The sequence below is a fragment of the Candidatus Neomarinimicrobiota bacterium genome, from assembly GCA_030743815.1.
Taxonomy (GTDB): Bacteria; Fidelibacterota; Marinisomatia; order Marinisomatales; family S15-B10; genus UBA2146.
On record JASLRT010000065.1, the window covers coordinates 1 to 13,212 of the forward strand.

The 13,212-nt window shown below is 50.6% G+C and carries 12 protein-coding genes and 1 tRNA gene; 4 read left to right on the forward strand and 9 right to left on the reverse strand.

The genetic code is table 11. The annotated features are described in order from the left end of the window. From glyS to QF669_05205, 7 genes are all read right to left on the reverse strand, one after another. On the reverse strand, positions 1 to 634 hold a 634-nt coding region (gene glyS / locus QF669_05175), incomplete at its 3' end, for a glycine--tRNA ligase (GenBank protein MDP6456831.1). Positions 635 to 689: 55 nt separating this feature from the next. Beyond that, positions 690 to 1,109 (reverse strand): cytochrome c-type biogenesis protein CcmH, encoded by a 420-nt coding sequence (locus tag QF669_05180; protein MDP6456832.1) that lies wholly within the window; start codon positions 1,107 to 1,109, stop codon positions 690 to 692. Positions 1,110 to 1,123: 14 nt separating this feature from the next. Next, on the reverse strand, positions 1,124 to 3,391 hold the full coding sequence (gene topA, locus QF669_05185) for a type I DNA topoisomerase (protein MDP6456833.1): 2,268 nt from the start codon (positions 3,389 to 3,391) through the stop codon (positions 1,124 to 1,126). A gap of 92 nt (positions 3,392 to 3,483) precedes the next feature. Continuing rightward, positions 3,484 to 4,752, reverse strand: a complete 1,269-nt coding sequence (gene hisS, locus QF669_05190) for a histidine--tRNA ligase (GenBank protein ID MDP6456834.1) — start codon at positions 4,750 to 4,752, stop codon at positions 3,484 to 3,486. An 11-nt stretch (positions 4,753 to 4,763) separates the two neighbouring features. Continuing rightward, on the reverse strand, positions 4,764 to 5,099 hold the full coding sequence (locus QF669_05195; protein MDP6456835.1) for a DUF2007 domain-containing protein: 336 nt from the start codon (positions 5,097 to 5,099) through the stop codon (positions 4,764 to 4,766). Between the two features lie 242 nt (positions 5,100 to 5,341). After that, complete coding sequence (locus QF669_05200) at positions 5,342 to 8,932, reverse strand: putative LPS assembly protein LptD (GenBank protein MDP6456836.1); 3,591 nt, start codon at positions 8,930 to 8,932, stop codon at positions 5,342 to 5,344. Continuing rightward, complete coding sequence (locus QF669_05205; GenBank protein ID MDP6456837.1) at positions 8,929 to 10,185, reverse strand: replication-associated recombination protein A; 1,257 nt, start codon at positions 10,183 to 10,185, stop codon at positions 8,929 to 8,931. Before QF669_05205 ends, QF669_05200 begins: the two co-directional genes overlap by 4 nt. Here QF669_05205 and QF669_05210 point away from each other — a divergent pair. The 4 genes from QF669_05210 (at position 10,172) to QF669_05225 (ending at position 12,570) form a co-directional block, all read left to right on the forward strand. Next, positions 10,172 to 10,321 carry a hypothetical protein gene (locus QF669_05210; protein ID MDP6456838.1) on the forward strand — a complete coding sequence of 50 codons (150 nt, stop codon included), beginning with the start codon at positions 10,172 to 10,174 and terminating at the stop codon, positions 10,319 to 10,321. The genes QF669_05205 and QF669_05210 overlap by 14 nt on opposite strands. Positions 10,322 to 10,356: 35 nt before the next feature. After that, a complete protein-coding gene (locus QF669_05215) occupies positions 10,357 to 10,761 on the forward strand; it encodes an FKBP-type peptidyl-prolyl cis-trans isomerase (protein ID MDP6456839.1) in 405 nt (134 codons plus the stop codon). 61 nt (positions 10,762 to 10,822) lie between these two features. Beyond that, positions 10,823 to 11,509 (forward strand): class I SAM-dependent methyltransferase, encoded by a 687-nt coding sequence (locus QF669_05220; protein MDP6456840.1) that lies wholly within the window; start codon positions 10,823 to 10,825, stop codon positions 11,507 to 11,509. Between the two features lie 92 nt (positions 11,510 to 11,601). Next, entirely contained in the window at positions 11,602 to 12,570 is a 969-nt protein-coding gene (locus tag QF669_05225; protein ID MDP6456841.1) for a radical SAM protein, read from the forward strand. A 55-nt stretch (positions 12,571 to 12,625) separates the two neighbouring features. Here QF669_05225 and QF669_05230 read toward each other — a convergent pair. After that, positions 12,626 to 12,698 (reverse strand) — tRNA-Thr (locus tag QF669_05230). Between the two features lie 105 nt (positions 12,699 to 12,803). Further along, on the reverse strand, positions 12,804 to 13,212 hold a 409-nt coding region (locus tag QF669_05235), incomplete at its 5' end, for a hypothetical protein (protein MDP6456842.1).

Sequence of the window (13,212 nt, forward strand, 5' to 3'; positions counted from 1 at the left end):
ACCATTCTGATGTTTCGTCCGGTTTCACAAAAAATTCCATCTCCATCTGTTCAAACTCTCTTGAGCGAAACAGGAAATTGCCGGTGGTTATTTCGTTTCGAAAAGCTTTTCCTATCTGGGCAATGCCAAAGGGGAGTTTCACCCGTGAAGTTGTAACGGCATTGGCGAAATTGACGAAGATACCCTGGGCTGTCTCAGGGCGGAGATAGACAACTGATGAAGAATCTTCTGACGGGCCATAATGTGTCTTTAGCATGAGGTTGAATTGCCTTGCGTCAGTCCATTCTTTTACGCCGCAGGTGGGGCAATTTTTATCTAGGTCAATATGGTCCGCCCGAAACCGGGCTTTACAGTTCTTGCAATCCACCATTGGATCGTGGAATTCGCTCACGTGACCAGATGCCTCCCACACTTTCGAATTCATAAAGATAGCGGCATCCATACCTACCACATCTGTTCGGGAGGTCACCACATCCCGCCACCACAGTTGCTTAACATTATTTTTTAGCTCAACGCCGAGAGGTCCGTAATCGTAAGTCGCTTCCAGTCCACCGTAGATATCGGAGCTCTGAAAGATGAATCCCCGCCGTTTGCAGAGAGAAACAAGCTTATCCATGATTTTTGAATCAGTCATATCTGATCAGTTGAGGAAAAAGAGAGAGGAAGAATTGTATTGAATATCAGGCTGGCTACTCCATTTCCTTTAACTCTTTTTCGATGAGGTCATCGTAAGGGAGCTGGCCGGGAGTCTCAGTTACGATAGCAAGCGAGGGTTTTCGCGCTTTGTGTTTCTGATAGTTGATCATGATGAAGATGCCAAGCAGAAAGACGACTACCGGTGCTACCCACACCATCAGGTTGAATCCCCTGGCCACCGGTTTTGCCAGGATACGCTCGCCGTATTCAGACACGAAAATGTCCAGCACTTGCTGTCTGGTCAAGTCTCGCTCTACCATTTCCCAGATTCTCGCTTCCATCTCAGGATTGCCATGATCAGCCACTGTACCGCTCCAGCAGCACGGTGCCATGAGACTCTGTTCAAGATCCTTAACCAGAGCTTCCTTCTGTTGTCCCGCCAGGAATGTGATAGGGAAAACGAGCGATATCAATATGCCTCTTCGAATCACGATTCTACCTGATGTTCCTCAGATTCGTCGCTTTCCGTTTCGTCGCCCAGCGATCGGTATTCAGTCTTGCAGCTCGGGCAAGCAAAGAACGCTCCTTTATTCTTGGTAACTCTCTCCTCTACGAAGTGGCTGCCGCACGTTTCGCAATGATGGAGCAGAGGCCTGTACCATGAAACTTGATCGCACTCAGGATAGTTGCTGCAGCCGTAAAAGACCTTTTTCTTCTTGCTGGTGCGCTCGATGAGTTCTCCGTTGCACCCTGTCTTCGGGCACGTAATTCCCGTGGAAAGCGGTTCGGTGTGGCGGCAATCGGGATAGTTCCCGCAACCGACGTATCTGCCGTATCTACCGAATTTGATTTGAAGCTCCCCACCACATTTCGGGCACGGTTTTTCCACCGTTTCGGCCTCCTCGTCTGATTGGAGTGATTTGGCGTTTCGGCAGTCGGGAAAGCCGGAACAGGCAAGGAACTTCTGTCCCCGCCGGTTCCACTTGATGACCATGGGGCTGCCGCACTTCTCGCACGTCTCCTCCGTCGATTCAACCAGAGAAGATTTGATTTCCTTCCGTTTTTCTCTCACCGACTCCATCGATGTGTTGAACGGCTGGTAGAAATCGTGAAGAACGGTGAGGTAATCCTGATTGCCTGATTCAATCTCGTCCAGTTCTTCTTCCATCCTTGCGGTGAAACTGAAGTCAAAAATATCGGGAAGATTGCTTACAAGGATTCTGTTCACCGTCAGGCCTGCCTCAGTGGGAATTAGCCTGCCCTTTTCCTTATTTACGTATTCACGCTTGTAGAGACGGGAGATTGTTTCCGCGAATGTGCTGGGACGGCCGATCCCTCGTGAATCGAGCTCTTTGATTAATGAACTTTCGGAGTAGTAAGGGGGCGGCTTGGTGAAATGTTGTTCTGGATCGAAATCTATCTTCTTCAGAACATCGCCGCTGGAGATCTCCTCAGGTAGAATCTGCGACTCTTTTTCCTGTCTTGTCGGATAGATTCTTCGGAATCCGTCGAACTTGACAATTGATCCAGTGGCGCGGAAGGTATAGTCATCGCCGGCTGCAATGTTGACCGTTGTCTGATCGAGTACCATAGAAGTCATCTGACTTGCAACAAATCTCCGCCAGATGAGATCGTATAGTTTCAGTTCATCTGCTTTCAGCACCCCCTTCAGTCTGTCAGGATGGAGGGTGGGATCAGTAGGGCGAATCGCCTCATGCGCATCCTGAACCTGTCTTTTCCTTTGCGCGTACGTCCGTGGTTTGTCCGGAAGATAAGGAGCCCCAAACTGTGTTGAGATGATATTGCGCACAGAGTGAAGTGCTTCACCGGCGATTCTGGTAGAATCGGTACGCATATAGGTGATCAGGCCCGTCGGTTCACCCTCGCCAGTGTCAATTCCCTCGTAGAGCCGCTGAGCGATCCGCATTGAATTGGCGGGGGAGAATCTCAGTCTGCTGGCGGCTTCCTGCTGAAGAGTGCTGGTGATAAAGGGTGCGAACGGGTGACGGCGTACCTCCTTCCGTTCCACGGAGGAGACAGTGAAGATTGCATTTTCTATAACTGCCATAATCTGGCTGACAGTTTCCTCATCCGGAAGCTTCGGTTTCTCCTCTCCAATGCGATGCAGATTTGCGGAAAAGTGAGCGCCATCCTTAGTCTCTAACGTTACTTCCAGCGTCCAGTATTCCTCCGGTTTGAACGCTTCAATCTCCTCATGCCGTTCACATACCAGACGTAAAGCTACAGACTGAACTCTGCCGGCGCTTAATCCGCTATAAAGCACTTTCCAGAGAAATTCCGACACTTCGAAGCCCACCAGCCGGTCGATGATCCGCCGCGCCTGCTGCGCATTTACCAGTTTGCTATCTACTTCGCGCGGATTCGCCATTCCAGTTTTGACTCCGCTGGCGGTGATTTCATTGAACAGCACCCGTTTTATCTTTCCCGAATCGCCGTTCAGTTCAGTAGAGATATGCCACGCGATAGCTTCTCCCTCACGGTCGGGGTCTGTTGCTATGTAGATTGCTTCTACCCCTGATGACTGCTCCTTAAGCTTTTTTATGATTTTGGCTTTCTCGGGCAGCACAACATAACTGGCCTTGAAGTTGTTCGTGACATCAATGCCGAGCTCCTTCTGCGGCAAGTCTTTCACGTGCCCGTTGCTCGCCAGAACACGATATTCCTTCCCCAGATAGCGCTCAATAGTCCGCGCCTTGGACGGAGATTCAACAATTACGAGTGCATGGTGTTTCATAGTTTTCCCTTCGCGCGTGAAAAATTTACGACTGGACGGAGCAAAGTCAAGTGCAATTCCATCTGTTGACCGGTAGGGGTGAAGGGGTCAGTTTACTGCTGAGGCATGAATAAGGCGGCGAGTGAGTCGATCGGGACTGATTCCTGCTCTCCACTGCTTAACGATTTCACTTGGGCGCTTTTCGATTTCATCTCATCTTCTCCAATGATGATACAGTGCGAAGCGTTCAGGCGGTTGGCGTCCCGAAGCTGAGCCTTTAGACTTCTTCGCAAGGCGTCAAAATGGACTGTGTTCCCTTGCGCCCTGAGTATCATGGCAACAGTAAGAGCCTGTTCCCTCGCCTCGTGGGTGGTAGCCGCAACGTAAAGAAGGTTCTTGCTCTCATCGGTGCTTTGAGTTTTTTCTCCCAGAGCTAATAGAATCCGCTCAATCCCGGCAGCGAACCCGACGGCGGGAGTACGCTTTCCTCCCAAATCCTCGATCAGGTTGTCGTATCGGCCGCCGCCGCAGAGTGCATCCTGAGCCCCCACATGGGGACTGGTAATTTCGAATGTTGTCCGCGTGTAATAGTCGAGTCCCCGTACCATCATCTTGTTTTCGGTATAAGGGATATTCATCCGCTCAAGAAAATGCTTTACATCTTCATAGTGGGCAAGGTCTTCGTCATCCAGATAGTCGAGGATGGCGGGAGCACCCTGAAGAAGCTCCTGTTCATCCTCACTTTTACTGTCGAGGATGCGTAACGGATTTGTCTCCAGTCTCCGCTGACTGGTTTCACTTAGATCTTTCTTGTACGGCGCGAGGAACTCTACTAGAGCCTGTCGGAAGGCATTGCGACTGTCGTCGGAACCGATGCTGTTGATGTGTAGAGTCATATCTTCAATACCGAGCTCCGTGAGAATTGTATATACTAGAGCCACTATTTCGGCATCCTGTTCTGAGTGCGGTGACCCAATAGCCTCGGCGCCGAACTGGTGGAACTGGCGCAATCTGCCTTTCTGGGGCCGTTCCTGTCTGAAGAGGGTGTCCAAGTAGTAAAGTTTCGTTGAGGCTCCTCCCCGTCCCATATCATGCTCGATATAGGCTCTCATGACAGGCGCAGTCAGTTCCGGCTTGAGGGTGAGACTTGTTCCGCTCTGATCCGAAAACGTGTACATCTGTTTCGAAACGATATCACTCTCTTCGCCGACGCTGCGGGCAAAAAGTTCCGTCTGTTCAAAAACAGGTGTACGGATTTCTCCGTATCCCCAACAGTTCATCACATTGTGAATGGTCGCTCCCGCGGACCTCATTCTTGCGGCTTCTTCAGGCAGGAGATCTTTCGTCCCCTTGATAGACTTAAACTGTTTTTCGGATGCCATCTCTTTTCCGGTTAATCGTGATCGATCATGTCTGCCAGGAGAGTTCTTGCCTTCTTTGCATCTGGTTCCGGAACGTAAAGTGTTGCACGACTTCCGGGGACTGTACCACCTTTAATGCCGTATGCCGATGTGAGAAAATCCGCTTTGATGTAACTCATGATATTTGCGTCATTCAGCGTCTCCTTAGCCATTTCGGCGTAAAGCTGACTGGAAAGTTCATACAGCTTGACCCACCTCACTTCGTTCAGGGTAACTTCTTCGGGAAGAGCGGAAACAAGCGATACACCGCAGTCGGCGCAAACGGTGACCTCTTCCTTGTACTCAGATTTACATTCAGGACAAAACATCGTAACGGGTATGATTCGCCGTATGGGAATTCGTTTTAACCCCTGCCATATTATCAAAACATATAAGAAAATGCCAGCCTAAGTTCAGAACCTTTCTTTGAGTCTGCGAAAAGATTTGGCGCGTCGGTAATCATGACAGATGAATTGAAGAGTAACTGCTTGAACTGTATCGAAAACAGTACCGGGAACTGCTCACTGTTGCGCACTTCTGTTTGCCTGCTCATGCGGTAAGTGCTACAGGATTATGGAATACTCGGCCCCAGCCAGCGCCCGCCGCGGGATTCGAGTTTTAAGTCTCGAAGCGTCGGAGATTTTACATTAATGCGCATGTAAAAGCCCCGCCCGAATCCGCTGGGTGTCCAGTTGAAATTGAGCTCCCAGCAGTGGAGATCGCGATAGACCTGAAAATCGTGGCTGACCAGGTCTCTCTCTAGCAGATCGAAGCGGGCACTGTACTGAATGCGCCACGCCTCTGTAAGTTGTATGCCCAGTGATGTGTTCATCCAGAGGTTGTTTTTGGGATTGAGAGGATCGTTCCGTCTCGCTGAATATCTCAGACTTACCCGAAGGTTCCACAGATTTCTCCCGGATTGACCGCGTACCGCCGTTCTGTCGAGCCTGCTTACACCGCCGCTGGTGAGATCGGCTTCCTGGGTGAGAGTGTCTACGGCGGCGGTATCAGCTTGGGTCTCGCGGCCGGCAAAACCGATGCGCTTACCGGACAGCTTGAATCCTGTGGCTGCGTTCATCTCGGTAAGGCGGGGCAGAGGAATGCCGTGTTCACTGGTCCTGATGCGGTCTACCCTCGTGGCGTTGCCGTCGTGATAATCTACATCGTAGAAGTCGTGTGCCATGCTGAAGTCGAGATTGAGCTTCCTGAGCCAGCCGGCCCTGATAGATGAACGCAGCTTACTGAGTCTGAATTCATCGGCGGCAAAGTTGTAGCTTGTTCTCATATTCCATGTGAGCAAATTGTCGATTTTCCGCTCTTCATCACCGCTGCGGACTTTAGCCTGAAAAAGATTCTTGACTGAAATGTTCAAACTCCTCTGTTCCTGTTTTGACGTAGCACCTATTTGTGAGCCGTGGAAATAGTCAAACGAATATTCCTTTCCGTTCTCATCAGTCAGAGTCTTGAAGTAACCCGGATCGTACCCAAAGATCGGCTTGGAGTAGTCGGGCCGGAACGAGAAACCCACCGAAGGGGTAATGGTGTGACGCAGCGCCTTAAGAGGACCAATCCTGATGGGGAACAGGCCGTAAAGCTTCGTGTTGGTGTTGACGGAAAAGGTTCCTGTATGGCGCGCCCGGAATCCCTGCACAGCCTGTTTATGGATCGGATTGCCCAGTGTATCGGCTGCTTCAGCGTCATGGTACTTTGTGATCCATTCTTCTTTCAGAGCAAAACTCGGTCTGAGAGAAAGGACCTTAAAGAGCCGTCCCGATCCTGACAGGGAGACGTTATGGACCCAGCTGTTGTTGAAGTCTGTCTGTCGTGTCCCCCATACGAACGATGTGTCGATGGTAGCGTCATCAAGCGTATCGATCATCGCTTCTGATTCGTAGAAACCGGTGCCCCGGTTCTTGAGAGCACTGTTGTAACTCCAGTGAAAGGTTGTACCACCTTTTCTCGTTCCGCCGAACAGTTGCGACTGTCCCTTACGGAACTTGAAAGTGGGGAAGGCAGTGGTTGTCTCCACCACCCGGGCCCCTGCCGTAGTGGGCAGCTGGAAGTATAGTGAATCTTGGGCAGTTGTGGGATGCGTCTTCGCCTTTGCCATCAGATTGCGTGTCTCCGAAAGATTCGTCGATATACTGATATTATGCTCCGGCCACCGCTTTGAATAAGTGGCGTTAGAGATCGCCTTCTGGTTGAGGCGCGTATCCCTGTTAATTCCCAGTCGGCGGTTGAACTGACTGTCGTTGTAGTATTGTGCACTCACGTTGAAAGATTGATTCTTGCGCATCCTCTGCGAGTGATTCCACGATGCTGACCATCTGACAGCGCCCGGCTTATTGAAAATATGGGCGATTTCCGGTGTGGCCACCGTCCGGTTATAACGGAAATTGAAACCGCCGCTGAATGCATAACGCCTGAAGTAGCGATTCGTATTGTGAAATACAATTCCCTGTCGGTCATAAAAATCAAGAGAGAACTGAGAATTCATGAATTCATTGACTGCCCAGAAATATCCTAGTCCTTTCAGATACTGGCCCTGACGGCTGTTTTCACCGTAGGATGGCATAATCCAGCCGGAATGACGCTTACCGCCCTGATCGGGAAATACCCCGAATGGTAGTCCGAAAAGTGGAATCCCGCCCAGGTAAAGGATAATCGGTTTGGCGATAACTTTGTCGTCCATGATCATCTTCATCTGACGACTCTCGAAGTGGAAATGAGGATTCGAATCGAGATCGCATGTGGTGTATATGCTCTTCGAGACAAAAAAGGTGTCCTTCGTCTGGTTCTGGATTTCCTCGCCTCTGTAATACCCGTCCTCCATTTTGGTCCTGCCGTGTTTGACGCGACCCCGCCCGCTGGAAAGGTTGTAGATCAGCGACTCGCCTATCATGGGCTCTCTTCCAGTCTCTTTGAATGTAGGCATATCGTTGGCGGTGAAGGTTTGGTTGCCGTGAGGCGCTGGCAATGCACGCAAAAGGTTATCCTTCCAGGTGACATTCACAAATCCTGAATTCAGCCTGGTATCTTTGTAATCGATCTGTGCGCCGTGATAGAGATGAGTCCGCTGATCGGGGATGCTATACCTGATGGTGTCAGCGCGGTAGATTATAGGGGCATCCACGTCGTCAGCGGATTCATCAGGAACGTACTCTCCCCGGGCGCCACCAACAATATGGATGACTTCCAGATCCTGCCTGTCAGCGGTATCGGGCGCAAAAAGAAGGGTCACTGTGTCGCCGCTGGCCGTATTCTGACCCTGATAAATGGAATCTTCGAACAGGTGGTGCAAGGTGGTAGCCATCCCTTCGAGCCTCATTGAGTCCAGATTGCCCTCTTTGAGGTAGGCTTCGAGGCGACTGCCCGTCATATCGTCGAAGAACTCCTCCTCGGTATAGCGCGAGACTACCGTTTCTTCCAGTTCTACTTTTTGCGGAACTTTGCCTTCAGTGCGATAGAGGATGTGCGCTTTTTCGGGGATTACCAGATATTGCAGAAGATCATCCTGGTAGGTGAGCTCGATCTGTTTGCCGGCTATCCTGTGCCGCTCCTCCTGAACCACAACGGGGTCCTGCAGCAGAATTGATACCTCTTTTTCAGCATCGTACATGCTTTTGCCGCAGGTTGCCTGGCGGTTTTCTTCACGGATGACTACTGTCCCCTGTGCGGTGTAGCTGGCGGTCCCCGTTTCCAGATGTTTGGTATAAGTAAGTTTTTGCGCGGTGATCACTTGTTTCCGCTGAGTAAATTCCACGTCGCCGGAGGCGATTCCGCTATCTGCCTCCATAAAGAAAATCAGTGTATCCGAGAGGAGACGATATTCTTCATCTGTAAAGTGTGTGTTGCCGAAGGCGGTGGCGATATCCTGTTTCGAATCTATCACCACAGAGTCGGCGGTGAGCACCTTCTGATCTTCTTCCATGCGGACGTTGTAGACAAATGAACCGATTCCCTCTCTGTTTCTGTAGTAGGCTCTGAGGGCCGTAATTGTTGCTTCCCCCTTCTCGAATTTGACGTTACCTCTCAAGTATTGAACAGCGTTACCGTCTTCATCGGTGATATTTTCCAGCTCATCGGCGTGGATCAGTTTCAGCCTCTCTTCGGAGGAGGCGTAAAGGGGGTAGAGCAGCAGCAGGTAAAACAGATATCTCAAGATTTCTTACGGTCGTGGCGGTCAGGCCACAGCTGTTTCAGGCGTTTGGAAATGAATTCCTCGTAGCCGTGGCCGGAAGGCCGATAGAATATGGTAGGTTTCGCTCCTTCAGGAAAGTAGTGAACGTTGCCGGCAAAATGTTCGGGATGGTTGTGGGGATAAGTGTAGTCCTTGCCGTAGTCAAATGCTTTCATAAGGGGTGTCGGTGCGTTCCTTAAATGGAGTGGAATAGGGGAAGTTCCTTCGCTACGCACCTTGGCCGACGCTTGGCGGATAGCCATGTAGCTAGCGTTGGATTTAGGTGCCGCCGCCAGATAAGCAGTCACCTGTGCCAACACAAGCGATGCTTCAGGCATGCCGATGGTGTGAACCGCTTGGAATCCCGATGTAGCAAGGGTCAGGGCCTGAGGGTCAGCATTGCCCACATCCTCCGACGCGAGAATGATGAGACGGCGAGCGATGAACTCCGGCTGTTCACCACCCTCCAGCATGGTGGCGAGCCAGTAGATGGCCGCATCGGGATCGCTGCCGCGGACAGATTTGATGAAGGCCGAGATGGTATCATAGTGATAATCACCTGCCTTATCATAGATCTGCGTCTTCTTCTGTAGCGCAGTCTGAAGAATCTCTGATGTAATAAGGGCGGAATCGTTTTCAGACGGTACCATCGCCAGAGCGACCTCCAGCGTATTCAACATCTTACGTGCATCGCCGCCGGTGGAACGGATCAGCGTTTGACGAGTATCGCCTTCGAACATGAGTTGCTTCTTCCGGAGCACGACATCGCTCCCCTCGGCCCGCTTCAGGATCGCAGTAAGATCGTCTCCACTCAGGTTTTCCAGCTTCAGCACGCGACAGCGGGAAAGGAGGGGCGAGATGACTTCGAAGGAAGGATTCTCAGTCGTGGCACCGATGAGGATGACAGCTCCTTCTTCGACGCCGTGAAGGAGAGCATCCTGCTGCGCCTTGTTGAAACGGTGGATTTCGTCAATGAAGAAAATGGTATGCTTCGCCATCTTGAAATTGTCTCTTCCGGCTGCCAGAATCCTTCTCACTTCGCGCACGCCTGATGATACGGCCGACATCTGGTAGAAATCGGCTTTGGTCTCCCGGGCGACGATTTTGGCCAGAGTAGTCTTGCCCGTGCCGGGCGGTCCCCACAGGATCATGCTGAACAGATTGTGCTCCTGAATCGCTCGCCGCAGGAGGGACCCGGCGCCTACAAGATGGGGCTGGCCGATGAATTCGGCCACGGTCGCCGGTCTTATGCGGTCAGCCAGAGGGGGTAAAATCTTGCGTGAAGGTGGCATGACAAGTGAATTTAGACTTCAAACCGTGGAAAAGCAAAAGGGACAGAATGGCGTGGCAATTGTGATTGAATCAGGTTAGACTTGCAGCCATTTACTAATGATGGAGGTGGCAAAATGAGGCGTATTCTCTTACTGGTAGCGGCGATTGCCGTGGTAGGGTGTTCTGGAGACAAGTCGGGAGAAGAGATGATGACAGATTCGGGATTAAAGTATGTTGATATGAAAGTCGGCGACGGCGAATCGCCGCAGGCCGGTCAGCTTGTAACAGTTCATTATACAGGCTGGTTGGAGGACGGTACCAAATTTGACAGTTCTGTGGATAAGAATCGGCCATTCGAATTCACCATCGGAGCGGGACGCGTGATCAAAGGGTGGGATGAAGGCGTTATGACTATGAAGGTGGGGGGCAAACGCAAACTGACTATTCCATCTGAGTTGGGATACGGCGCCCGGGGAATCGGACCAATCCCGCCCAATTCCACCCTCATTTTTGAAGTGGAATTACTGACAATTCGTTAATAACTTCCCCGTAATTCGCTAACGACAAGGAGGTGCGGGATTTCTTGGGCCCGCTGAGGCAGTGAAGAATCAAGCTAAGAGATCGATCTACAATTTCTACTATCAGAAGATCGTCGGCGCCAAGACGTTTATGGGTGCCAGCTTTCTTAACTATAAACAGCGAGAAGCTGACTGTATTGTTGAATACATTGAACGGCAGGGAAATTCAGGACAAATAGTGGATATCGGCTGTAGTACGGGATATTTTTCGCGCCGGCTCGCTGACCGCTTCGGTTCGGACACGGTACAGGGTGCTGATATCAGCCAGAAGTCCATCAGAAAATGCCGAGAGCGGCACCCCGATATTCAATTCCATCATATTGGTAACGGCTTCTACGAAGATAACTTTGGGCGTTTTGAGTATGTGCTACTGGCGCATGTCCTGGAACATGTGGACGATCCTTTGGCGCTGCTGGAGAAGGTGAAAAGACTGATGACCGAACAGGGCTCTCTCATCGTTTCCGTGCCGCAGGAAAGGATCAGGGGGGACTCGGCCTTTCCGGAGAATCTCTATAATCTAATACGATTGAAATTTGAGAATGTGCACCGCGTTAATTACTGTGCCGACAAACTTTCCACGGTGCTTGGAGAAGCGGGGTTACAGATTACGGACCACCGTTACATCAATGCCTTCCGCTCAAAGATGAATGAACGGCATTTCTCCAATCACAGTCTCGTCGCCCATAGCGAGGCGATCCCCCAAGCCTAAGAAGATCGGACAACTTCAGTGCTTTTCATCCGGCCGCGGCGGGTGGGAGAGTGCATTTGATTTTACGCTATTGGTGAGATAACTTCTCTAAGGTGTCTTCTGACGTACCAACATCCTGGCCGGCCTATCTTGAAACCTACGAATCGGGACTTCTTCGGCAGAAAGTAGAGGAGGGACTCGAGATGCTGGCTGAGTGCCGAGTCTGCCCGCGGGACTGTGAAGTCAACCGGATGCAGGATGAGTGGGCGGTCTGCAAAAGTGGAAGGTATGCCACAGTCAGCAGTTACTTCGCTCACTTCGGTGAGGAGGACTGTCTGCGTGGATGGCGGGGCTCCGGTACCATCTTCTTCTCGCACTGTAATCTGAAGTGTGTCTTTTGCCAGAACTGGGATATCAGTCAGCCTGCCGGAGCAGGTGGGGAATCGGCCAGGGCAGAGGTGACGCCAGTGCACCTCGCTGAGATGATGCTCGAACTTCAATCTAAAGGGTGCCACAACATCAATTTCGTTACGCCTGAGCACGTTGTCCCTCAGATCATCGAGGCACTTCCGCTGGCCATCGAGGGGGGATTGCGCCTCCCCATTGTCTATAATACGAGTGCCTTCGATTCAATGGAGAGTCTGAAACTGATGGCGGGAGTGGTGGATATCTACATGCCGGACTTCAAGTTGTGGGACAGGGAGTTGGCGAGACGATACCTTAAGGCAGTGAAGTATCCTGAAACCGCGAGGGAGTCAATCAGAGAGATGCAACGTCAGGTGGGAGACCTGTGGCTCGATGACAGAGGTCTGGCGGTTCGTGGTCTATTGGTAAGACATCTGGTGATGCCGGGGATGAAGAAGGATAGTGAGAGGATTTTGACATTTCTGGCGCGGGCAGTTTCCACCGAAACTTACATCAATATCATGGATCAGTATCGTCCAGCATATAAGGTGGGGGAAGATTCCTATGCCGCGATCAATCGCCCGGCTACATCAGCGGAAATCAGGCAGATCTACAGCGCAGCCGAAAAAGTAGGCTTACATCGGTTTGACCAGAGGAGGATCGCTGCGGCGCTTTAGGGCAGTGTGATGATTGACTGGCGCGCCATGGCAACATTGTTTGGAGGTGGTGCTGAGCCACAGGAGGGACTTGAACCCCCGACCCGTTCATTACGAATGAACTGCTCTACCAACTGAGCTACGGTGGCAATAATTAATTAGGATTTATGTGCCCAATATATAGCATTAACATAAAATACACAAATTAAGATTAGGTACGTTTATTCATAGAATTATTTATTTACAAACTCTTATTACTCAATTATTATCACTCCATCCCCAACACTCTTTAACCAATATCCTTTCCCGGGATAGAGGGTCTCTATCTGATTATAGCTTTCCTGAAAACCATAAACTGTTCCGGAAATAATGAGGTTTTCTGGGTCAATAATATTTTCCAGGTGAGCAGTGGTAGAAATTCCGGTAACCAAATTCCATCCCTCAAATAATTGTATTTCGATTGAGTTAATTGATGTTCCTTCTATTTCAATGTTTATTCCCTCATCAAACATGAGCCAATATCCAGAACCGGAATTTAATGAAACAGCTGAATAATAGGTTCCATCATATCCAAATAATGTTTCTTCTACAGATTCCGGAAAAACTGTGTTTTGTGTAGGGTCAGAAATATTCAGGGGCAGCCCCACCAGATTCCATCCCCCA